The sequence below is a fragment of the Streptomyces sp. NBC_01515 genome (assembly GCF_045040345.1).
Lineage (GTDB): Bacteria > Actinomycetota > Actinomycetes > Streptomycetales > Streptomycetaceae > Streptomyces.
The window spans coordinates 5,829,112-5,851,339 of sequence record NZ_CP109416.1; the positions used below are offsets into that span (position 1 = coordinate 5,829,112).

19 protein-coding genes, 1 tRNA gene and 1 pseudogene are annotated in these 22,228 nt (G+C 71.9%); 4 read left to right on the top strand and 17 right to left on the bottom strand.

The window, feature by feature from the left end; translation table 11 throughout:
- Nucleotides 1-215: 215 nt before the first annotated feature.
- The 6 genes and pseudogenes from OG407_RS26185 to pdhA form a co-directional block, all read right to left on the bottom strand.
- Nucleotides 216-626 (bottom strand): annotated as a pseudogene (locus OG407_RS26185) (potassium channel family protein); the annotation flags it as partial.
- Nucleotides 623-2,020, bottom strand: a complete 1,398-nt coding sequence (locus OG407_RS26190; RefSeq protein WP_405861713.1) for a molybdopterin molybdotransferase MoeA — start codon at nucleotides 2,018-2,020, stop codon at nucleotides 623-625. The gene OG407_RS26190 and the pseudogene OG407_RS26185, both read right to left, overlap by 4 nt.
- Nucleotides 2,017-3,018, bottom strand: coding sequence for an NTP transferase domain-containing protein (locus OG407_RS26195; RefSeq protein ID WP_405868605.1), 1,002 nt, complete (start codon nucleotides 3,016-3,018; stop codon nucleotides 2,017-2,019). Before OG407_RS26195 ends, OG407_RS26190 begins: the two co-directional genes overlap by 4 nt.
- A 204-nt stretch (nucleotides 3,019-3,222) precedes the next feature.
- The gene (locus tag OG407_RS26200) at nucleotides 3,223-4,617 is read right to left on the bottom strand and encodes a dihydrolipoamide acetyltransferase family protein (RefSeq protein ID WP_405861715.1); all 1,395 of its coding nucleotides are present in this window, start codon (nucleotides 4,615-4,617) and stop codon (nucleotides 3,223-3,225) included.
- A complete protein-coding gene (locus OG407_RS26205) occupies nucleotides 4,617-5,621 on the bottom strand; it encodes an alpha-ketoacid dehydrogenase subunit beta (RefSeq protein ID WP_360078723.1) in 1,005 nt (334 codons plus the stop codon). Before OG407_RS26205 ends, OG407_RS26200 begins: the two co-directional genes overlap by 1 nt.
- Nucleotides 5,621-6,754, bottom strand: coding sequence for a pyruvate dehydrogenase (acetyl-transferring) E1 component subunit alpha (pdhA, locus tag OG407_RS26210; RefSeq protein WP_405861717.1), 1,134 nt, complete (start codon nucleotides 6,752-6,754; stop codon nucleotides 5,621-5,623). Before pdhA ends, OG407_RS26205 begins: the two co-directional genes overlap by 1 nt.
- A gap of 189 nt (nucleotides 6,755-6,943) precedes the next feature.
- Between pdhA and OG407_RS26215 the strand changes: the two genes are divergently transcribed.
- Nucleotides 6,944-7,429 (top strand): Lrp/AsnC family transcriptional regulator, encoded by a 486-nt coding sequence (locus OG407_RS26215; RefSeq protein WP_405868607.1) that lies wholly within the window; start codon nucleotides 6,944-6,946, stop codon nucleotides 7,427-7,429.
- 24 nt (nucleotides 7,430-7,453) lie between these two features.
- On the opposite strand, the gene OG407_RS26220 is transcribed toward OG407_RS26215, so the two are convergent.
- Together OG407_RS26220 and OG407_RS26225 are read right to left on the bottom strand one after the other, a co-directional pair.
- Nucleotides 7,454-8,050 (bottom strand): TetR/AcrR family transcriptional regulator, encoded by a 597-nt coding sequence (locus tag OG407_RS26220; protein ID WP_403589428.1) that lies wholly within the window; start codon nucleotides 8,048-8,050, stop codon nucleotides 7,454-7,456.
- Entirely contained in the window at nucleotides 8,047-9,561 is a 1,515-nt protein-coding gene (locus OG407_RS26225) for a 3-hydroxyacyl-CoA dehydrogenase (RefSeq protein ID WP_405861719.1), read from the bottom strand. The genes OG407_RS26220 and OG407_RS26225 overlap by 4 nt, the downstream gene beginning before the upstream one ends.
- A gap of 172 nt (nucleotides 9,562-9,733) precedes the next feature.
- Between OG407_RS26225 and paaN the strand changes: the two genes are divergently transcribed.
- Complete coding sequence (gene paaN, locus OG407_RS26230; RefSeq protein ID WP_405861721.1) at nucleotides 9,734-11,425, top strand: phenylacetic acid degradation protein PaaN; 1,692 nt, start codon at nucleotides 9,734-9,736, stop codon at nucleotides 11,423-11,425.
- A 69-nt stretch (nucleotides 11,426-11,494) separates the two neighbouring features.
- On the opposite strand, the gene OG407_RS26235 is transcribed toward paaN, so the two are convergent.
- Genes OG407_RS26235 through OG407_RS26245 form a run of 3 tightly spaced genes read right to left on the bottom strand, consistent with a single transcriptional unit; the run spans nucleotide 11,495 to nucleotide 14,628 of the window.
- Nucleotides 11,495-12,247 carry a TrmH family RNA methyltransferase gene (locus OG407_RS26235; RefSeq protein ID WP_405861723.1) on the bottom strand — a complete coding sequence of 251 codons (753 nt, stop codon included), beginning with the start codon at nucleotides 12,245-12,247 and terminating at the stop codon, nucleotides 11,495-11,497.
- 39 nt (nucleotides 12,248-12,286) lie between these two features.
- Complete coding sequence (locus OG407_RS26240; protein WP_405861725.1) at nucleotides 12,287-13,702, bottom strand: HTTM domain-containing protein; 1,416 nt, start codon at nucleotides 13,700-13,702, stop codon at nucleotides 12,287-12,289.
- A complete protein-coding gene (locus OG407_RS26245) occupies nucleotides 13,699-14,628 on the bottom strand; it encodes a DUF5819 family protein (RefSeq protein ID WP_405861727.1) in 930 nt (309 codons plus the stop codon). Before OG407_RS26245 ends, OG407_RS26240 begins: the two co-directional genes overlap by 4 nt.
- A gap of 428 nt (nucleotides 14,629-15,056) precedes the next feature.
- On the opposite strand from OG407_RS26245, the gene OG407_RS26250 reads away from it, so the two are divergent.
- Entirely contained in the window at nucleotides 15,057-16,190 is a 1,134-nt protein-coding gene (locus tag OG407_RS26250) for an acyl-CoA dehydrogenase family protein (protein ID WP_405861729.1), read from the top strand.
- Between the two features lie 28 nt (nucleotides 16,191-16,218).
- Here the strand turns inward: OG407_RS26250 and OG407_RS26255 are convergent, their stop codons facing one another.
- The 4 genes from OG407_RS26255 to OG407_RS26270 form a co-directional block, all read right to left on the bottom strand.
- Nucleotides 16,219-16,548, bottom strand: a complete 330-nt coding sequence (locus tag OG407_RS26255; RefSeq protein ID WP_043675918.1) for a rhodanese-like domain-containing protein — start codon at nucleotides 16,546-16,548, stop codon at nucleotides 16,219-16,221.
- Nucleotides 16,549-16,562: 14 nt separating this feature from the next.
- A complete protein-coding gene (locus OG407_RS26260) occupies nucleotides 16,563-17,597 on the bottom strand; it encodes a hypothetical protein (RefSeq protein WP_405861731.1) in 1,035 nt (344 codons plus the stop codon).
- Between the two features lie 322 nt (nucleotides 17,598-17,919).
- Nucleotides 17,920-19,329, bottom strand: coding sequence for a DUF2252 domain-containing protein (locus tag OG407_RS26265; protein WP_405861733.1), 1,410 nt, complete (start codon nucleotides 19,327-19,329; stop codon nucleotides 17,920-17,922).
- A 354-nt stretch (nucleotides 19,330-19,683) separates the two neighbouring features.
- The gene (locus OG407_RS26270; protein WP_327402763.1) at nucleotides 19,684-20,046 is read right to left on the bottom strand and encodes a helix-turn-helix domain-containing protein; all 363 of its coding nucleotides are present in this window, start codon (nucleotides 20,044-20,046) and stop codon (nucleotides 19,684-19,686) included.
- A 214-nt stretch (nucleotides 20,047-20,260) separates the two neighbouring features.
- Between OG407_RS26270 and OG407_RS26275 the strand changes: the two genes are divergently transcribed.
- Complete coding sequence (locus tag OG407_RS26275; RefSeq protein WP_405861735.1) at nucleotides 20,261-20,914, top strand: FMN-dependent NADH-azoreductase; 654 nt, start codon at nucleotides 20,261-20,263, stop codon at nucleotides 20,912-20,914.
- Between the two features lie 228 nt (nucleotides 20,915-21,142).
- Here OG407_RS26275 and OG407_RS26280 read toward each other — a convergent pair whose 3' ends face one another.
- The gene (locus tag OG407_RS26280; protein WP_405861737.1) at nucleotides 21,143-21,373 is read right to left on the bottom strand and encodes a hypothetical protein; all 231 of its coding nucleotides are present in this window, start codon (nucleotides 21,371-21,373) and stop codon (nucleotides 21,143-21,145) included.
- A 410-nt stretch (nucleotides 21,374-21,783) separates the two neighbouring features.
- Nucleotides 21,784-21,867: transfer RNA gene (locus OG407_RS26285), tRNA-Leu, on the bottom strand.
- Between the last annotated feature and the right edge of the window lie 361 nt (nucleotides 21,868-22,228).

Consider the following 22,228-nt stretch of genomic DNA (forward strand, 5'->3'; position numbering starts at 1 on the left):
AAACCGCTGCTCGGGACCCGGCACGGCCTCGGCGGATCCTGCGGCGGGTACGGCTTGGCTTGCAGCGATCCCCCCGCACGGGCGCGGCCTTAGCGAACGCCGCAGCCTTGAGCAGCAGTCCCGCAGAATCTTCTATGCAGCGTGGTTCACCGCATCGGCCCGGACCATGCCCCTCCGGCCAGGCGCCTTGTGGTACATCCACCAAACCGTTGACTCCAGCGGTTCAAGCGCCATTCCTCCCGGGTGCGTTCGGTGAGGACTTCGAGGGTGGTGCCGACCAGGACGATCAGGAACAGCACGCGCAGCGGCGTGACGACGAGGATGTTGGTGAGCCGGGCGCCGTCGCTGACCGGGGTGATGTCGCCGTAGCCCGTGGTCGAGAGGGTGACCGTGGCGTAGTAGAAGGCGTCGAGCAGATCGACCGAGCCGTCCGAGTTGTCGTTGTAGCCCTCGTGATCGACATAGACGATCAACGCCGTCGCGACCAGCAGGAACAGCGCGATGGACAGCCGCTTGGCGACCTGTTGAAAGGGGTGCTCGACCACTTTCTTCGGGAGTTCCACCCGATGGGTCACGAGATGTTCGTCCGCCTGGCGGGCGATCGCATCATGGCCCGACTGTTTCACGTGAAACACACCCCGATCCCGGCGGCCGCCCAGGGCAGATCGATGAGTTCCACCGGCTGTCCCTGCCGCGCACCGTCCGGCGGTACGACCGCGAGCGCGTCGGCCGCCGCGATCCCGCGCAGCATGGCCGGGCCGTTGTAGTGCAGCGGCACGGCAGAGTCGCCGCGCAGCACGGCGGGGATGAGCCGGGTGTCGTACGGGTGCCCGTGCACCCCGTCCTGGAGGGGCAGCGCGTACGGCTCCGGGGCGGGGTGTGCGGACAGGGTCCGCAGCAGCGGTTCGGCGAGGGTGAGCAGGCCGGAGATCGCCGCGAGGGGGTTGCCGGGCAGGCCGACGAGGTGCTGGTCGTCCTTGATGCGGGCCAGCAGCATGGGGTGGCCGGGGCGTACCTTCACGCCGTCCACGAGGAGTTCGGCGCCGATGCGGTGCAGGGTGGGGTGGACGTGGTCGACCGGGCCGGAGGCGGTGCCGCCGGTGGTGACGATGAGGTCGGCGGTGCTGCCGGTGATGGCCTTGTGCAGCGCCTTCGCGTCGTCGCCGAGCCGGCGCACCGCGGTGACCTCGGCGCCGAGCGCGCGCAGCCAGGACGGCAGCATCGGCCCGAGCGCGTCCCGGATGAACCCGTCCCGGGGCAACCCCTCGGTGAGCAACTCGTCGCCCAGGATGAGGACTTCGACCCGGGGGCGGGGTACGACGGTGACCGTGTCGTACCCCGCGGCTGCGGCGAGGCCGAGCACCGCAGGGGTCACGAGCGTGCCGCCGGGCAGCAGATGGTCGCCGCTACGGCACTCCTGCCCGCGCGGACGGATGTCCTGGCCGTGTCCGACGTCCCGGGCCGCGTGGAGCCGGCCCTTGTCGTCGGTACGGCCGTGCTCGCTGCGGATGACGGCGGTGGCGTCGGCCGGGACCCGGGCACCGGTCGCGATCCGCACGGCCTCGCCGTCGCTCAGCGGCTCCGACTCCGCGTGCCCGGCGAGCACCCCGTCCTCGCGTACGGCCCAGGGGCCGGGGCCCGCGACCGCCCAGCCGTCCATCGCCGAGGTGTCGAACGAGGGCAGGTCGCTCAGCGCGACGAGCGGCGCGGCCAGGACGAGACCGAGCGCGGAGTCGAGGGCCACGGAGACAGGCGCCCGGCGGGAACCGGTGCGTGCGGCGCGCCCGGCGATCACGCGGGCCTCGGGCCAGGGGGTGGCCTTGTGCTGGTCGGTGCCGGGTTTGCGGGGGGTGCGGGGGGTGCCCTGCGGCGCGTGCGAGGGGGAGGCCGAGGGTGGGGGTACGGCGGGGTCACCGGAACCGGTGCTGCCTTCGTTCACCAGGGCGAGGACCTCCTCGACGTCGAGGAGATCCTCGGCGTCCTGGGCGTGCCCGCCGGCGTGAACATCGCGCGCGCTCATCCGGCGACGTCCGGAGCCGGGGCGGACGCGGGGGTGTCGTCGCGCTTGGCACCGGAGGTGGTGTCGCCCTTGGCGTGGGGCTTGGCGTCGGACGGGGCTTCCGGGGTGTCCTCGTCGGCCCAGCGCAGCGCGAGGGCGGCGGCCTTGCGGGCAGCCTCGGCGACAGCCTCCGGGCCGCCCCTGCCCTGCGCCGCCGCGTAACCGACCAGGAAGGTGGTCAGCGGTGCGGCGGGCCTGGCCACCCCGTGGGCTGCGTCGCGGGCGAGGTCGAGCAGGATGCCGGTGTCGACGTCCAGGTCGATGCCCAGTTCGTCCTTGACTGCGGAAATCCATTCATCCAACACGTGCCCATGCTCCCTGATGCGTGCCCTGGCGGTGGCGAGGTCGTCCCAGGTGTCGCAGTCGAAGGACGCGACGGGGTCGGGGACGCGGGTGAGTTCGAGCGCGCCGGTCAGCCGGCGCAGGGGCAGCCCGGTGAGACTGCCGTGCTCGTCGGTGAGTGCGGCCAGCTCCCGACGGAGCGCCGACGCGCGGTACGCGGCCACGAGCGGCTGATCCCGCCCGTCGGCATCGGTGAGCAGCACCCCTTCGGCACCACTGCTCCGCAGAGCGGTCAACAGCCGCCGTACGGTGGCCACTTCGAGAAACGGTAGGTCGGCGGACAGAACCACGACGGCCTCGGCGGTGGTGCAGCGCAGGCCGGCGTCAAGCGCGGCGACCGGGCCCGCGCCGGGCGGCTCTTCCCGCGCCCAGCGCACCGGCCGGACGGTGGGCCTCGGATCGGCTACGACGACCGTGGTGCCGGCGTCGGCGCAGGCAGTGAGTACCCGGTCGAGCAGGGCGCGTCCGCCCACTCGTAGGCCGGGTTTGTCGGCACCGCCGAGCCGCCGGGCGGCGCCACCGGCTAGGACGATGGCGTCGTGGGGGGTGTCGGGGGAGGTCCTGGGCGAGGTGTCGGGGTCGGCACCCGGCTGGGCGGCTGGCGCCGCGTCGGGCAGGACGGCGTGTGCTTCCCCGGAAGCGGCATCCGGCACCGTGCCGGGCATCTCACCGGGCATGGCCTCGGCGGCACCCGACGCGGACCCGGTGGCGCCCGGCGCGGAGCCGTTGGCAGCGCCGGGGGCGTCGGAGGGCTCGTGCGCGGTCACCCCCCGAGTATGCGTGCCGCCCTGATCACAGGGAACTTGTCCGCGCCGCCGTGATCACAGGGTGCGCACCAGCACCGCCGGCTGTTCCACACAGTCCGCCACATACCGCAGGAAACCGCCCGCCGTACCGCCGTCGCAGACCCGGTGGTCGAAGGTGAGCGAGAGCTGGACGACCTGCCGTACCGCCAACTCGCCCTCGTGCACCCAGGGTTTGGGGACGATACGGCCGACGCCGAGCATGGCCGCCTCGGGGTGATTGATGATCGGTGTGGAACCGTCGACGCCGAACACCCCGTAGTTGTTGAGCGTGAAGGTCCCGCCGGTGAGGTCCCCGGGCGTGAGTGTCCCGGTCCGGGCCGCCTCGGTGAGGCGGGCGAACTCCGCGCTCAGCGCCTCCGTGTTGCGCACGTGTGCGTCCCGTACGACGGGCACGACCAGTCCGCGTTCGGTCTGCGCGGCGAAGCCGAGGTGGATCCGGTCGAACCGGACGATCTCCCTCGCCTCCATGTCCACACTGGAGTTGAGCTCGGGGAACCGGGCCAGCGCGGCCGTGCAGATCCTGGCGAGGAGGGCGAGCACGGAGATCTTGGGGCCACCGGCGGCGTTCATCGCCGCGCGGGCGCGCATCAACTCCGTCGCGTCGGCGTCCACCCAGCAGGTCGCGTCGGGGATCTCCCGGCGGCTGCGGGACAGCTTGTCGGCGACGGCGCCCCGGATGCCGCGGAGGGGGGTGCGGGTGACTCCGTCGGTCGTGGGGGTCGTCACGGCCGCGGGAGTGGAGAGCGCGGCCGGGGGAAGCGTGGTCGAGGGCAGTGCGGCCGGGGGAAGGAGTGTCGCTTCCTGGGCTGTCGCCTCCTGGGTCGCCGCCGCGCGAAGCGCCTGCTCGACGTCCGCCCGCAGGATCAGCCCGTCACGTCCCGAACCCGTCAACTCCCGCAGTTCCAGGCCGTTCTCGCGCGCGAGCCGTCGCACGAGAGGTGAGATCACGGGTACGGGACCGTCGCCACGACCACCGGTCTCAGCCGTGGCGGGAGCCGGAGCGGAGGCAGGGGCAGGGGCAGGGGCGTCCGCCACCGACGTCACGACGTCCGCCGCCATCCGCCGTACTCTCCGCCGCCGCGCCGGAGGCGCCCCCGTGCCGTAGCCCACCAGCACGTTCCCAGAGCCCTCGGTCTCGGTCTCGGTCCCGGCATCGGACGCCGGTGCCCCCACCGCGACCGTCAGCAGCGGGGAGCCGACGGGCAGTTCCGTGCCCTCCTCGCCGAAGCGGGCCGTGACGACACCGCCGTAGGGACACGGCACCTCGACCATCGCCTTGGCCGTCTCGACCTCGACGACCGGCTGGTCGATGGCGACGACGTCGCCGACCTCGACCAGCCAGCGCACGATCTCCGCCTCGGTGAGGCCCTCGCCGAGGTCGGGGAGCTTGAACTCCAGTACCTGTGCCATCAGTTGTCCGCCTCCCACTGGAGCCGGCCCACGGCGTCCAGGATCCGGTCGACGCCGGGCAGATGGTGCCGCTCCAGCATCGGCGGCGGATACGGGATGTCGAACCCGGCGACGCGCAGCACCGGCGCCTCCAGATGGTGGAAGCAGCGCTCGGTGACGCGGGCCGCGATCTCGCCGCCGGGGCCGCCGTAGCCGCCCGACTCGTGCACGACGAGCGCGCGGCCGGTGCGCCGTACGGACGCGCAGACCGTCTCGTCGTCGAACGGGACGAGGGAGCGCAGGTCGACGACTTCGAGGTCCCAGCCCTCGGCCCGGGCCGCCTCGGCGGCTTCGAGGCAGACGGGCAGGGACGGGCCGTAGGTGATGAGCGTGGCGCTGCGGCCGGGGCGGCGTACGACCGCGCGGCCGATCGGGTCGACGGGGGTCGGCTCGTCGGGGTTCCAGGTGTCCTTCGACCAGTAGAGGCGCTTGGGCTCCAGGAAGACGACCGGGTCGTCGGAGGCGATGGAGGCGCGCAGCAGGCCGTAGGCGTCGGCGACCGTCGCGGGGGTGACGACGTGGAGGCCCGGGGTCGCCATGTAGTAGGCCTCGGAGGAGTCGCTGTGGTGCTCGACGCCGCCGATGCCTCCCCCGTAGGGGACGCGGATGGTGATCGGCAGGGGCATCGCGCCGCGGGTGCGGTTGCGCATGCGGGAGACGTGGCTGATCAGTTGCTCGAACGCCGGGTAGGCGAAGGCGTCGAACTGCATCTCCACGACCGGGCGCAGGCCGTACATCGCCATGCCGACGGCCGTGCCGAGGATGCCCGCCTCGGCGAGCGGGGTGTCGGTGCAGCGGTCCTCGCCGAACTCCTTGGCGAGGCCGTCGGTGACCCGGAAGACGCCGCCGAGGGTGCCGACGTCCTCGCCCATGACGTGCACCGCGGGGTCGGCGGCCATGGCATCGCGGAGCGCGCGCGTGAGGGCCTGCGCCATGGTGGCGGGCTTGAGGGCGACGGTGGTCATCAGTGCGTCCCCTCCCGCTCGGCCGCCAGCTCCGCCGCCAACTGTTCGCGCTGCTCACGCAGTTGGGGGGTGAGTTCGGCGTACACGTCGGCGAACAGGTCCATGGGGTCGAGCACCGGGTCCTGGTTCATGTGCGCGCGCAGCTCGGCCGCCATGGTCTCGGCGGCGTCGCGCGCGGCCTTGACGCCGTCCTCGTCGATGAGCCCGCGCTCGGTGAGTTCGTGCTCCAGGAGGGCGATCGGGTCGTGGGCCCGCCAGGCCTCGACCTCGGTGTCGCCGCGGTAGCGGGTCGCGTCGTCGGCGTTGGTGTGGGCCTCGATGCGGTACGTGATGGCCTCGACGAGCGTGGGACCGCCACCCTCGCGCGCGTGCCGTACGGCGTCGGCGAGGACCTCGTACACGGCAACCGCGTCGTTGCCGTCGACCAGGCGGCCGGGCATGCCGTAGCCGACGGCCTTGTGGGCCAGGGAGGGGGCCGCGGTCTGCTTGGCGAGGGGGACGGAGATCGCGAAGCCGTTGTTCTGGACAAGGAAGACGACCGGGGCCTGCCAGACGGCGGCGAAGTTCAGCGCCTCGTGGAAGTCGCCCTCGCTGGTGCCGCCGTCGCCGACCATGGCGAGCGCCACCACGTCGTCGCCCTTGAGGCGGGCCGCGTGGGCGAGGCCGACCGCGTGCGGGAGCTGGGTGGCGAGCGGGGTGCTCAGGGGGGCGATGCGGTGCTCGCGCGGGTCGTAGCCGGTGTGCCAGTCGCCACGCAGCAGGGTGAGGGCCTGCACGGGGTCGAGGCCACGGGCGACGGCGGCGAGCGTGTCGCGGTAGCTGGGGAAGAGCCAGTCCTGCTCCTGGAGGACCAGCGCGGCGGCGACCTCGCAGGCCTCCTGACCGGTGGTGGAGGGGTACACGGCGAGCCGGCCCTGCTTGGTGAGGGCGGTCGCCTGCGCGTTGTACCGGCGGCCGCGCACCAGCTCCGCGTAGAGCCGGCGCAGCAACCCGGGGTCGGCCTGCGCGGCCGCCTCGGTGCCGAGCACGCGGTACGGCGAGGCGTCGGGCAGCAGCGGCGCGGGGTCCGTGCGCGGCTGCCAGGCGGGCGGCGGTGTGGGCCGGTACGCGCCCCGCTGCTCCATGACCGTCATGACGGCACCTCCTCGGGGGAGTGGCTCGAAGAGGCGCGTCGGACGTGCCGCGCCTCCCTACCGATTGTTCGGTCGTCGGCACATTTTGGCTACAGGCACCTCCAGGCTGTGGACAAACGGTTCTCCACAACCTGAAATGAACGCAGTACGTCCATGGTAGGGAGGCGGGGGGACATGGCACCTGAACAAATGGCCGAAGGCCCGGAGGGGGGCAACGCCCTGCCGCCCCCGCGCCCGCTCGACGCCATTGATCAGGACATCCTGCAGATGCTCCAGGCGGACGGCCGCGCGTCGATAAGGTCGGTCGCCGAACGGGTGCACGTCTCCCGCGCCAACGCCTACGCGCGGATCAACCGGCTCATCGAGGACGGCGTCATCCGCGGCTTCGGCGCCCGGGTCAACCATGAACGCGCGGGTCAGGGCACGTCGGCGTACATCACCCTGAAGATCGTGCAGAACTCCTGGCGCACGGTCCGCGAGCAGCTGCGACTGCTCCCGGGGGCCTCGCACATCGCGCAGGTGGGCGGGGACTTCGACGTTCTGCTGCTGGTGCACACCCTGGACAACCGGTCGCTGCGCGAGCTGGTCCTCGACCGGCTCCAGGCGATCCCCGAGGTGCTCAGCACGCGCACCCTGCTGGTCTTCGAGGAGGAGGACCTGGAGCCCCAGGGCTGACCCGGCCCGAGAGCCCGCGGCGGCTCAGTCCTGACTCTGGGCGCGCAGGCCGGAGAACACCAACTGGGCCACCGCGTCGGTCACTTCGCGCTCGCCCATGCCCCGCCCGTCGGGCCGGTACCACTCCACGATGGAGTTGATCATCCCGAAGACGAGCCGGGTCGCGAGCCGTACCTCCACGTCACCGCGCAGATCGCCGTCGGCCGCCGCGGCCTTCAGCAGGTCGGCCACCCGGTGGTCGAAGTCGCGCCGCCGCTCCAGGGCCCACCGCTCGGTGTCGGTGTTGCCGCGCACCCGCAGCAGCAGCGTCACGTACGGCAGCTCGGAGGTCAGCACCTCGACCATCCGCCGCACGACGTACTCCAGCCGCTCGACGGCACGCCCCACGCGCGCGTGCTCCTCGTCGAGGATCCCGAAGAGGCCGTCCAGGGCGCGGCTGACCGCGCGACGGAGCAGCTCCTCCTTGCCGGTGACGTGGTGGTAGATCGACGACTTGGAGATACCGGCCGCCTTGGCGAGGTGCTCCATGGAGGTGCCGTCGTAGCCGCGCTCGATGAAGACCTGGACGGCGACGTTGAGCAGGGTCTCCGGGGTGTACGTGTCGCGCTTGGCGGTGGTCATGGGGTGCCCTCCCGCTTCTCGGTGGCGTACGCGTGGCGGTAGAGCGCCAGGGACGGCGCGTACCGTCCCGACGGATCACGCAGGTGCAGGTCGTCCAGGAGGTCGTAGGCCCAGCTGCGGCCCAGCCTGCGGCTCCATTCGAACGGACCCAGAGGGTAGTTGACACCCAGGCGCATCGCGGTGTCGATGTCCTCCTCGGTGGCGACGCCCTTGGCGACGGCGTCGTGCGCCAGGTCGACGATCCGGGCCACCGTGCGGGCGACGATCATCCCGGGGACGTCCCCTACGACGCTGACGTTCTTGCCGAGCGCCTGGAAGAGGCCGATCGCCTCGGAGAGGGTCCCCGACGCGGTGTCCTGGGAGGCGGACAGGGCGATGCGGCCGGCCCTGCGGTAGTCGAGGGCGAGGTCAAAGTAGACGACGTCCCGGAACTCCACGGAGGTCTGTCCGTCGGCGAGCGCCAGCTGACCGCCGCCGGGCAGCACCATGCGGGTGCCGTGGTCCTCGTCCTCCTCGCGGACGACGATGCCCGCCTCGCGGATCAGCGTGGCCAGCTCGGCCGCGGGGCCCAGGTCGCCCTCCACGACGACGTACGCGGGCGCCTGGGCCGGTTCCGCGGTGTGCGGCTCGGGCTGCTCGGCGTCGTCCCCGTGGTCGTACCAGCCGTGTCCGGTCTTGCGGCCGAGACGGCCGGACTCGACCAGCCGGCGCTGCGCGAGGGAGGGCGTGAAGCGCACGTCCTGGAAGAAGGACTGCCACACGGAGTGGGTGACGGACTCGTTGACGTCCTGCCCGATGAGGTCGGTCAGTTCGAACGCGCCCATCTTGAAGCCGCCGGACTCGCGCAGGACGGCGTCGATGGTGGCCGGGTCGGCGGCCTGTGCCTCGTAGGCCGCGAAGGCCTCGGCGTAGAAGGGCCGGGCGATGCGGTTGACGATGAACCCGGGGGTGTCCGCGCAGGCCACGGGGGTCTTTCCCCAGGCTCGGGACATCTCGTACGCGCGCGTGGCCGACGTGACGTCGGTGGCGAACCCGGAGACGACCTCGACGAGCGGCAGCAGCGGGGCCGGGTTGAAGAAGTGCAGGCCCACGAAGCGGCCGGGGTTGCGCAGGGCGGCGCCGATGGCCGTCACCGACAGGGACGAGGTGTTGGTGGCGAGCAGACAGTCCTCGCCGACGATGTCCTCCAGGTCGCGCATCAGCTGCTGCTTGACGTCCAGCCGCTCCAGGACGGCCTCGACGACCAGGGCGCAGTCCGCGAGGTCGGTGAGGGCCTCGGCGGGCAGCAGCCGGGCGCGCGCGGCGTCCCGGTCGGCGGCGCTGAGCCGGTCCTTCTCGACGAGCCGGTCGAGCCGGGCGCCGATCGCGGCGGTCGCTTCCCCGGCCCGTCCCGGGACGGCGTCGTACAGCCGTACGACGTGGCCCGCGGTCAGCGCGACCTGGGCGATGCCCTGGCCCATGGTGCCGGTGCCGACGACGGCCACGGGGCTGCTGAGGTCCAGTGCTGTCATGTGCGCGATCCTCCCGCACAGGGTTTTCCACAGATGCGGCGGACCCCCTTGTCCCGACCGATCGTTCGGTTACTCTAATTCTGACCGCCTGTTTCCGCCCCTGATCCTTTCCCTGTTCCTGCCCAGGTCATGAACTCGCAGACGAGTTCTTGAAACGAGGAGTTGGTCCCGCATGGCCGCCGAACTGACCGCACCCGAGCTGATCGCCCGGCACCGGCCGACACTCGACCAGGCGCTGGAAGCGATCCGCACGCGCGCGTACTGGTCCCCCCACCCCGAACACCCCAAGGCCTACGGCGAGCACGGCAGCCTGGACGCGGCGGCGGGCAAGGCCGCCTTCGACGCCCTCCTGGGCACCCGCCTCGACCTCGGCCAGCCCGGCACGGACGACTGGGTGGGCGGCGAAGTGTCGCCGTACGGGATCGAGTTGGGCGTGACGTACCCGCACGCGGACCTCGACGTGCTGCTGCCGGCCATGCGCGCCGGGCAGCGGGCGTGGCGGGACGCGGGCGCGGAGACGCGTGCCGTGGTCTCCATCGAGATCCTCAAGCGGATCAGCGACCGGACGCACGAGTTCGCGCACGCGGTCATGCACACCAGTGGCCAGGCCTTCATGATGGCGTTCCAGGCGGGCGGCCCGCACGCCCAGGACCGCGGCCTGGAGGCGGTGGCGTACGCGTACGCCGAACAGGTCCGCACCCCCTCCGCCGCGGAGTGGACCAAGCCCCAGGGCAAGCGCGACCCCCTGGTGATGAACAAGGAGTTCACGCCGGTGCCGCGCGGGACCGCCCTGGTCATCGGCTGCAACACCTTCCCGACGTGGAACGGCTATCCGGGCCTGTTCGCCTCCCTCGCCACCGGCAACGCGGTCCTGGTGAAGGCCCACCCGCGCGCGGTGCTGCCGCTCGCGCTGACCGTGCGGATCGCGCGCGAGGTGCTCACCGAGGCGGGCTTCGACCCGAACCTGGTGGCGCTGGCCGCCGAGCGTCCCGGCGAGGGCATCGCCAAGACCCTCGCCACCCGCCCCGAGATCCGGATCATCGACTACACGGGGTCGACGGGCTTCGGCGACTGGCTGGAGACCAACGCCCGCCAGGCGCAGGTCTACACGGAGAAGGCCGGCGTCAACACGGTCGTCGTGGAGTCGACCGACGACTACAAGGGGATGCTGTCCAACCTGGCGTTCTCCCTGTCGCTGTACAGCGGCCAGATGTGCACGACCCCGCAGAACCTGCTGATCCCCCGGGACGGCATCGGCACCGACCAGGGCCCCAAGTCCTACGACGAGGTCGTCGCCGACCTCGCGCGGTCCGTGGACGGTCTGCTCGGCGACGACGCGCGCGCGAACGGTCTGCTGGGCGCGCTGGTCAACCCGGACGTGAAGGCCCGCCTGGAGGCTGCCGCCGGCCTCGGTGAAGTCGCCCTCGCCTCACGGGAGATCGCCAACCCGGAGTTCCCGGACGCGGTCGTCCGCACGCCGGTGATCGTGAAGCTGGACGGGGCGAAGCCGGATGACGAGGCCGCGTACATGAGTGAGTGCTTCGGGCCCGTTTCCTTCGCCGTCGCGGTCGACTCGGCCTCCGACGCGGTGGAGTTGCTGCGGCGGACGGTGCGGGAGAAGGGGGCGATGACTGTCGGGGCGTACACCACCGACGAGGGGGTTGAGCGGGACGTTGAGGAGGTCTGTCTGGAGGAGGCTGCCCAGTTGTCGCTGAACCTGACGGGTGGGGTGTTCGTCAATCAGACTGCCGCGTTCTCCGACTTCCACGGGTCTGGTGGCAACCCGGCGGCCAATGCGGCTCTGTGTGATGGGGCGTTTGTCGCTAACCGGTTCCGGGTTGTTGAGGTGCGTCGGGACGCCTAGGAGCTCGGGGGGTGCGGTTGTTGTGCGGCTGACGGTTCGTTGTGGCTGGTCGCGCCGTTCCCCGCGCCCCTAAAGGGGCGCTGCAGTGGACGTGCTCCAGTGGTACAGGGTCATCGCCACGCTCGTCGCCAGGTTGTAGCTGGAGACCTGGGGGCGCATCGGGAGGGACACCAAGTGGTCGGTGCGGGCGCGTAGTTCGGCGGACAGGCCGCTGCGCTCGGAGCCGAAGGCCAGGACGGCGCCGTCCGGGAGCTTGAGGCCCCGGATGTCGTCGCCCTCCGGATCGAGTGCGAACACCGGCCCGGGGGGCAGCTCTTCCACGGTCAGCCGCTCCACGGCGGTCGCGTAGTGCAGGCCCGCCCCCGCGCGCACGACCGTCGGATGCCAGGGGTCGAGCGTCCCGGTGGTGACCACCCCGGTCGCTCCGAAACCGGCGGCGAGCCGGATCACGGCTCCGGCGTTGCCCAGGTTGCGCGGGTTGTCGAGGACGACGACGGGCGCGGTGCGGGGCGTGTGCGCGAGCTTCCGGAGATTGCCCTCGCGCGCGGGGCGTACGGCAAGGGCGGCCACGGCGGTGGGGTGGGGGCGCGGCACAAAGGACCGGTACGTGTCCTCCGGGACCTCCGTCAGCAACGCGTCCAGGGTGTCCCGTACATCGGGAGCCAGTTCGTCGGCCAGGGCGAGGGCCGCCTGCCGGTCCGTGGCGACCGCCACCGGCACCTCGGCCCCGAAGCGCAGCGCGTGCTTGAGGGCGTGGAAACCGTCGAGCAGCACGGAGGTCTCGGCAAGCCGGTGCCAGGTGGCTGCGGCGGGGGCGGTCATGGGGTGCAGCCTACGTGGGCGTGCCGCAGCCCTCTGGCCCTACGTAGGCGTGCTCGGGGTCGTCCGGGGCGCGGGGCCGGGGCTCTCCTGGGCGTTGGGGTCCTCCGACGCTACGGCCGACTCCTCGGGGCGCCGACGCGGTGGCGTGGGGACGCCTTCGTGGCCGCCTTCGGGACGCGTCGAGGAACCGGACGCGGAGGCCACCGTAGAACCGCTGTCGGCGAGCGGCGCGGGGGCCGATTCGGAGCGCGACGGCGTAGGACCGCCGGTCGGTGGCGGGGCGGCGGTGGCCCCTTCGGGGAGCAGCACGGGGCCGCGTGCGGAAAACAGCCGTCCACGCGCGCGTGCCGCCCAGCCGCCCAGCCTCCGCAGGAACGACGTCGGCAGGAAGACCGCGTCCGTCGCGATCATCGCCAGGGAGAAGAACGGCAGGCCCAGGAGTACGGCGATCGCGGCGTGTTCGGTCATCATCAGGGCCAGCAGGACGTTCTTGACGCGTCGGTTGAAGAGGGTGAACGGGAAGGCGACCTGGACGATGACGGTCCCGTAGGTGACGAGCATGACCATCGTGCCGTTGCCGGCCAGCACGTTCGCGAGAGCGGGCCAGGGGGAGAAGTAGTCCAGGTGGAGCGGGTAGTAGACGGCGGTGCCGTCCTGCCAGCGGGAACCCTGGATCTTGTACCAGCCGGCCGTCGCGTAGATCAGACAGGCCTCGCTCGCGATCACGAACAGCGCGCCGTTGTGGATCACGTTCGCGACGATGTCGAGCAGCACCCGGGGCTCGTACGACTTCGCGTACCGCCCGATGACCCACCACAGGGCCTGCGCCAGCCAGACGCCCCACAGGAGTGCGGGCACGAACCAGTCGCTGTCGAACCGGCCCCCCGAGGTCACCGCGACGAGCACCGCGCCGAGGACGACCCACAGGACGGGCCCGACCCGGTCGGAAATCCACTCCCCACGCGCGCGTGCCTCCCGCGTACGCGCCGCCCGGCGCGCGTCGAGGGACCAGACCTGGCCGCAGCGGGTGAACACCAGGTACAGGGACATCAGGTGCAGGACGTTGTCGCCGCCGTCGCCCATGAAGACGCTGCGGTTCTGCAGCGAGAGCACGCCGACCATGAAGAGCACGGACATCGTGCGGGTGCGCCAGCCCAGCAGGAGCAGGACGCTCGCCAGCACGGCCAGCGCGTACACCGCCTCGAACCAGAACTGCCCGTCCCACCACATCAGGGCGGTGAACGCGCCGTTGTCGGCGATCAGTTGGCGGGCCAGGTCCCAGCTCCACGGTCCGTCGGGGCCGTAGAGCTCCTGGCGGTGGGGCAGTTCGCGGAGCAGGAACAGCAGCCAGGTGCCGGCGAAGCCGATGCGGATCACGGCGCTCTGGTAGGGGCCCAGGGCCGACTCGGTGACGCGGGCGATGCCTCGGGAGACCGAGAGTGCGAAACCGTTCACCGGACGCCCCCTGCGGCCTCGTCCGCCGGGACCGCCCACCAGGGCAGCAGGCGGTACTGGGGGGTGGTCGACACCTGCTCGTCACTCCACTCGGGCGGGGGCACGTTGGTGGTGCGGGAGCGGACCTGGACGCGCTGGACGAGGCCGCCCTTTCCGGCCGCGTCGTCCCGGTCCAGGCGCAGGACGACGATGCGCCGCAGATACGTCTCCGCGAGCGTGCCGCGCAGGCCGATCGGGCGGTTGGCGTTGTCGTGCGTGGCGGTGAGGAAGTCCCAGGCCCGGCGCAGCTCGTTCTGCTCGGTGTGGCTCGGCAGCGGATTGCCGTCGATGGCCGCGCCGTCCTCGGCCGACAGGTCGTACCAGCCGGTCGTACGGGTCGTGCCGTCCGCGGTACGGACATCCGCGCGCACCTGGACCTCGATGTTCTGCTGGAGCGGGTTCGGCGCGAAGAGCTTCCAGTTCTGCTCGAACTCCGGGTAGATCCACTCGTCGATCGCCTTGCCGTGCTGCTTCGTCACCGTGTTCGACGGCGCGACGTGCAGGAACACCATCCCGAGATGGACGAGCGCGGCCACCGCGACGACCGCGACCGCCAGCGCGGCACCGACCTGATAGCGCAGGGACAGCGCGGCGACGCCGATCCGGGCGTCGGGGTACGCCGGGTCGGCGGTGGGGGCCGTGGAGGCGTCCACGGGGTCGTACGACGGCTGCGGCTGTGCCGGTGGCTGGGGCTCGGGCGGGGATGGGTGAGGGGGCTGCTGGGCGGGCACGTGCGGCCACGCGGAGGCGGCGGGCGGGTGCGGGTCCTCCGGGGCGGCCGGCGGGTGCGGCCCGTCGGAGGAGGCAGGCGTGCGGGGCCCCTCGGGGGAGGCAGGCGTGCGCTCGCCCTCCTCGGGGGCGTTCGAGCCTCCGTCGTTCGCGTCCATTCCGCCCCGTTTCCGAGTCCCGTCCGTCCATCGGCCACCGTCCACCGCGCCCGCCCGGCCGGCCGCGGGGCCGGGCGGCGCTCCACGCCTACCACTCCCCGGCGCCGCACGGAACGGTACTCAGGGGCACGCCCCGGGCACAGTCCCCTGCCTCACCGGCCGCACAGGTTGTCCACAGCGGCTGCCCGCAGGTTATCCACAGCCGTTGACACCTCTCCTCGACGGATCCCACCATGGAATCCCCGAACCGAACGATCGGTCGCCCGCCGACCCCACGGCCGGACACCGAACGACCCCTCGACCGCTACTACATACCCCGGAGGTGCGCCCGTTCCCTTCTTCTAGAACCTGTTCTATCTTGACGCTCCGTCAGATCTGGTCGGACGCCCGGCTGTTGGCCGGTGTGCGCGTGCGGGAGGGCAGGGACCGTGGACTTCACCTTCAGCGAGGAGCAGCAGGCGGCGGCCGAGGCGGCGGCGGGGGTGTTCGCCGATGTCGCGCCGGACGGTGTCCCCAGCCCGGCCGACACGACGGGCGCCGTGGCCGACGACTTCGACCGCGCGCTGTGGGCCAGGCTCGCCGAGGCGGACCTGCTCAGCCTGCTGCTCGACGAGGCGTACGGCGGCGCGGGCCTGGACGCGATCGCGCTGTGCCTGGTGCTCCGGGAGTCGGCGAAGGTGCTGGCCAGGGTGCCGCTCCTGGAGAGCAGCGCGGCCGCGGCGACCGTACAGGCCTACGGCGGCGAGGAGTTGAGGTCCGCCCTGCTCACCCGGGCCGGCCGCGGCGACCTCGTGCTGACCGTCGCCGCGCACGGCCGTACCGGTCACGACCCGGCCGAACTCGCCGTGACGGCACGGCGGGACGGCGACCGGTGGGTGCTGGACGGGGTGCAGACGGCAGTGCCGTGGGCGCACAACGCGGACCTGGTCGTCGTACCGGCGCACACGGATGCCCACCGGACCGTCCTCGCGCTGGTCGCCCCTGACCGCGAGGGCGTCGTCCTCGCCGAGCAGATCTCCACCACGGGCGAGCGGCTCGGCGAACTGCGCCTGGAATCCGTGCCGATCGCGCGGGTCGACGTCATCGACGCCGACGGCGCCTGGGAGTGGCTGCGCGATCTGCTGACCGCCGGCACCTGCGCGCTGGCCCTCGGGCTCGGCACCGCCGTGCTGCGCATGACCGGCGAATACACCAGCAGGCGCGAGCAGTTCGGGTTCCCCGTCGCGACCTTCCAGGCCGTCGCCGTGCAGGCCGCCGACCGCTACATCGACCTGCGCGCGATGGAGGCCACCCTGTGGCAGGCCGCGTGGCGGATCTCCTCGGGAGCATCGGGCACACTGCCCGCCGCCGCGGACCTGGCCGTGGCCAAGATCTGGGCGGCGGAGGGGGTACGACGGGTCGTGCAGACCGCGCAGCATCTGCACGGAGGGTTCGGCGCCGACACCGAATATCCCCTGCACCGGTACCACGCCTGGGCCAAGCACCTGGAGCTGTCGCTCGGCCCGGCGGCGGCACACGAGGAGGCGTTGGGGGATCTGCTGGCGGCCCATCCGCTGGGCTGAACCCCGCCCGCGCCGACCGCAGTTGCAGCTACAGCACGAAGCCCGGTTGGCCCTCGTCCGTGACGACGGGCCGGCCCGCGGCGGCCCACACCTGCATGCCGCCGTCGACGTTCACGGCGTCGATGCCCTGCTGGGCCAGATACATCGTGACCTGGGCCGAACGCCCGCCGGAGCGGCAGATCACATGGACCCTGCCGTCCTGCGGCGCGGCCTCGGTCAACTCGCCGTACCGGGCGACGAATTCACTGATGGGGATGTGCAGCGCCCCCGTGGCGTGACCCGCCTGCCACTCGTCGTCCTCGCGGACGTCCAGCAGGAAGTCGCCGTCCTTGAGGTCTCCGACCTCGACCGTGGGCACACCAGTTCCGAAACTCATGGCCCGACGCTACCCGACGGGCCTTCCGACGCGTGCGGCTGCGCTAGCAGGTTCGCCAGCTCGGCCTCCCGCTCGGAGACCTGGGCGAGCAACTGCTCGGCGATCTCGTCGAGAAGACGATCCGGGTCGTCCGGGGCGATCCGGAGCATGGAGCCGATGGCGCCCTCCTCCAGTTCGCGGGCGACGAGCGTGAGCAGTTCCTTGCGGTGGGCGAGCCATTCGAGGCGGGCGTAGAGCTCCTCGCTGGGGCTCGGGCCGCGCTCCACCGGTGCCGGACCCGCCGCCCATTCCTCGGCCAGTTCGCGCAGCAGCGGGGCGTCGCCGCGGCTGTAGGCGGCGTTGACCCGGGTGATGAACTCCTCACGCCGCTTGCGCTCGTCCTCGTCCTGCGCCAGGTCGGGGTGGGCCTTGCGGGCCAGCTCGCGGTAGAGCTTGCGGGCCTCCTCGCTGGGGCGCACCCGCTGCGGGGGCCGGACCGGCTGGTCCGTGAGCATCGCCGCGGCCTCCGGGAACAGGCCGTCGCCGTCCATCCAGCCGTGGAACAGCTCCTCGACCGCGGGCATCGGCATCACCCGGGCCCGCGCCTCGTCCGCCTTGCGGATGTCCTCGGGGTTGCCGGTGCGTTCGGCCAGGGCCTCGGCGATCCGGGCGTCCAACTCGTCGAGGCGGGTGTACATCGGGCCGAGCTTCTGGTGGTGCAGCCGGGAGAAGTTCTCGACCTCGATGCGGAAGGTGTCCACCGCGATCTCGTACTCGATCAACGCCTGCTCGGCGGCGCGCACGGCCCGCTCCAGCCGCTCCTCGGGCCGGGGGGCGGCACCGTCGGCCGGGGGGGCGGAATCGGCAGGGTGGGCGTCGGACGGGCCGGCGTCGGCGCCACCGACGTCGGCCGCACCGCCCTCGGTGCCCTCGCTCGCGGAACCGTCAGCCGCCACGGCTCCGGCGGAGGACGGCACCTCGGCACCCGTCTGCTCCGGCACCGGTTCACCAACGGGCGCGGACTGGGACTGCTCAGCTTCCGGGGTCGTCACCCGCCCAGCGTAGGCCACGGCTCGACGGGCTATGGGGCATCGGTTGGGCTGGGGCCTTGTGGACCACGGGTGACCTTGCCGAGGGTGGGGCATCGGCTGTGCCGGCAGTGCCATTTGAGCTGCGGGTCATGGCGCCGCCGGTGCGGGTCTCGCCCCGGGGGTAAGTGGTCCGAGGGCAGGTGGTCCGGGGGCAGGTGGTCTGAGGTGCCTCGCCGTGATCAGCTCCCCCCGCCCGCGATCACAGCGGGCATCGGCTCTGCACTCCCGGCTAGCCGCTTCCGTCCCCCGCTTCCTCGCTCCCCGCTTCCCCGCACCCAACCGCCTACACCCCCATCTCCGCCGCGATCCGCCCAGCCCGCACCGCCCCCACCAACTCCGCGTGATCCGCCTCGGTCCGGTCGGCGTAGGCCACGGCGAACGTGGCTATCGCCTCGTCCAGTTCGTCGTTCTTGCCGCAGTACCCGGCGACCAGGCGGGGGTCGGCGCTGTGGGCGTGGGCGCGGGCCAGGAGGGCGCCGGTCATGCGGCCGTAGTCGTCGATCTGGTCGGCGGCGAGGGCGGCGGGGTCGACGCTGCCCTTGCGGTTGCGGAACTGCCGTACCTGGAACGGGAGTCCGTCGACCGTCGTCCAGCCCAGCAGGATGTCGCTGACGACCTGCATCCGCTTCTGCCCGAGCACCACACGCCGGCCCTCGTGCGCGACGGGCGGTGCGGCGAACCCGGCGGTCAGCAGGTGCGGCACCAGCGCCGAGGGGCGGGCTTCCTTCACCTGGAGGACGAGCGGTTCGCCGCGGTGGTCCAGGAGCAGTACGACGTACGACCGCGTGCCGACGCTGCCCGTGCCGACGACGCGGAAGGCGACGTCGTGCACCGTGTGCCGGGCGAGCAGCGGGAGGCGGTCCTCGGAGAGCGTGTCCAGATACTCCTCCAGGGATGCCGCCACCGCCGCGGCCTCCGCGTCCGGGATCCTTCGCAGCACCGGCGAGGCGTCGACGAAGCGGCGCCCACCGTCCTCGGCGGCCTCGGTCGACTTGGCCGCGAACCGTCCGCTGGTGTTACCCCGCGCCTTCTCGGAGACCCGCTCCAGCGTGCCGAGCAGGTCACGGGCGTCGGCGTGGGAGACCAACTCCTCGTCCGCGATGGCGTTCCACGCGTCCAGCACCGGGAGCTTGGCCAGCAGCCGCATGGTGCGGCGGTAGGAACCCACCGCGCCGTGCGCCGCCGTACGGCAGGTGTCCTCGTCGGCGCCGGCCTCCCGGCCCGCGAGCACCAGCGAGGCGGCGAGGCGCTTGAGGTCCCACTCCCAGGGGCCGTGCACGGTCTCGTCGAAGTCGTTCAGGTCGATGACCAGGCCGCCGCGGGCGTCGCCGTACAGGCCGAAGTTGGCCGCGTGGGCGTCGCCGCAGATCTGGGCGCCGATCCCGGTCATGGGGGTGCGGGCGAGGTCGTAGGCCATGAGTCCCGCCGAACCGCGCAGGAACGCGAAGGGCGTGGCCGCCATCCTGCCCACCCGTATCGGCGTGAGCCCGGGGATGCGGCCGCGGCCGGACTCCTCGACCGCGGTCACCGCGTCGGGGCGGGAACCGTCCGGATCGAGAGCGGCGTGCGCGCTGCGTGGAACGCCCGCCCGCAGCGCCTTCCCCTCTTCCTTCGGCGACCCCTCCACGGGCCACGTGGCGAACCCCCGCACCCCGGGCAGCCTGCGCCCCACACCGATACCGGCCTCGGTCATACCGACCGCCTCCCCCGTACACACACCCACGCTCACACGTGCGCTCGTCCGAACATCAACTCGCGACGACCGTACAACCGGCGGCGAAAACACGTCAGACCTTGTGGACAACTCGGCGACTGTGGAAAACCGGTGCGGATCGAGGCCTGACCGGTGTCGAACGACGCCTCACCGGTGCGGATCGAGGCCTTATCGGTGCGGATCGACGCCTCATCGTCGAAGCCGCGGCGATGCCTCCGAAGCCTCAGCGATGCCGGAGAAGTCTCAGCGATCGGCGCCCCTGCCCAACCCGGCACCTGTCCCGCCCACCCCGCCCCGAACCGCCTACCTCGGCCTACTGCGCCCCACCCCGGCCTAGCACCCGCCCGACTGCCACCCCTCGCGCAGATGCACCTGCGCCCACGCGCCGAGTTCCCGAAGTGCCGGTCCCAGCGCCTTCCCCGACTCCGTCAGCCGGTACGAGACGCGCAGCGGCGGGCCCTCGTCGACCTCGCGGACGAGCAGCCCGGCGGCGCCGAGTTCGGTGAGCCGGTCGGAGAGCATGCGTTCGCTGATGCCCGGGATCGCCCGGCGCAGGTCGGCGAAGTGGACGGGCTGCGCCATCAGGACGGCCACGATCGGCCCGGTCCAGCGCTTTCCGAACAGCTGGAAGACACGGGTGATGCCGTCGTCGACCTTCTTGCACTGCTCCGTGCCGTGACTCTGCTCGACCGCCATGCCCTCAGGGTACTGCCCTCCCGTACGGGGATGAAAAAAAGTAAGTACCTGTGTTATTCATAGTCGAGTACGAAAATTCAGCTACTGAACAACGTGACGGGACTGCTGCGCCCAGCACGCGCCAGCACCCGCTCGACACCTCGTTCAGCACCTCGTTCAGCACCTCGTTCAGCACCTCACCCGGCACTTCGCTCGACACCTCTTGGAGACCCCCATGGCCACGCTCCTGCACATCGACTCGTCCGTGTTCCCCGCCGGCGCCAGCGCCTCCCGTGCCGTAGCCGACGCGTTCCGCACGTCCTGGGAGGAACAGCACCCGGAGGGCACGGTGATCTACCGCGACCTCGCCGCGAACCCCGTTCCGCACATCACCGTCGACGCCCACACCGCCGGCTTCGCCGACCCGGCCACGCACACGCCCGAGCAGGCGGCGGCCTTCGCCGAGCGCGTGAAGCTCATAGAGGAACTGGAGCAGGCGGACGCGGTGCTGATCGGTGCCCCGATGTACAACGCCACGATCCCCTCGACCCTGAAGGCGTGGCTGGACAACGTGATCCTCATGGGCCGCACCGCGGGCACCGAGGACTCGAAGGTGAAGGGCATCCCGACCGTCGTGATCGCCAGCCGCGGCGGCGCCTACGGGCCGGGCACCCCGCGCGAGGGCTACGACTACGTCCAGAACTACCTGAAGGCGATCCTCGTCGACGCCCTCGGCCTGGACGCCGAGTTCATCGTCCCGGAGCTGACCATGGCCCCCCAGAACCCGGCGATGGCCGGCCTGGTCCCGCTCTACGAGGCATCCCGCGAGCGCGCCCTCGGCGACGCGGCCACCAAGGCCAAGACCCTGGCGGAACGCCTCGCGGCCTGACCCGCCACCCGGCCTCGACCTCTTCCTCCGCCTCCACCTCGGCCTCCGTCTCCGTCTCAGGTGAGAACAGCGTGTGATTGTCCTCACCTGAGGCGGCGATCACCGGGGCATCAAGGAAGCCAGCGCAGGGATGGTTTCCCGCACTGCCGCGACACTGCGGCACGGGGATACGGAGATACGGAGATACGGAGATACGGGGACGGGGATACGGCGACACCGTGCCGACGCTCACTCGCTTCCCGTGCCCCTCTTCCCCATCCAGGACTGGCAGATCCATCGGGCGAGCGCTCCCACCAGGACGGCGACGACGATCGCCCCCCAGTCGATGACGTGCGGAAGCCCGGGCCAGAAGGCGAAGAAGGCCAGTGTCACCACAAGGCCCGCCACGAATGCGGCGATCCCGGCCCACCGCCGTCGCGCCTCTCCGGACTGTTCCCGCCCTTGCTGCCGATCGATCATGAACGGCTTACTTCGTGACGTGGTGGCACTGACTCACCCGCCGCACTCCGTTGACATGGAGAGGCGCGCACGCCTTCCCATAACGAGGCAACGTCTGGGGGGGAGTTGTTCCTCGAAGGCGCAGTCGACGCCCATGTTCTGGTCCGTGATCCTCTTCCCGCCGCCTCGGACGACGTGCGGGAACAGGCACCCGGTCGGAATCCTCACCGTCATGCCGCCGACGCCGTACTCGAAGGTCCGGACAGGAGCCGACCCGACAACCCACGCCTCCGCCGCCCCCACCCACGCCCCCGCCGACCTGTGATTGTCCTCACCAGGCCCCACCAGACCTCACGGGACCCGGCGCTCACCGAAGCCGTAACAGACACGAAGAAGCCCCCCAGATCTAAGACCTGAGGGGCTTCTGTCTGTGCGCGAGGGGGGAGTTGAACCCCCACGCCCTTTCGGGCACTGGAACCTGAATCCAGCGCGTCTGCCTATTCCGCCACCCGCGCATTGGGTGTGTCCTCAGGCCCTTCCCCCAGGGGGCTGGCGCCTTCCGACATGCAGAAGATTAGCACGGTGCACGGGGTGGATTCACATCCCTTTCCCCTGAGCAGGACCCCGGCAGGACCCCCCGTTCCCCCGAGCGGGACACCCCCCGCGAGGCCCCCATCAGCGGTCACCGGTCCCCACCTGCGCCTCCCACCCGACCCGCTCCCCGCACTCCCCGACCCCGGCCGCCCCCACCGAACACCCCACCCGTCCCCGCCCCCCGCCACGTATCAACGTGGACCGCTTCACGTATCAACCTCGTACCGGTAACGGCCATCTCCCCAGGAGGCGGGCAAGGTCCACAGTCAGGTGCGGGACACT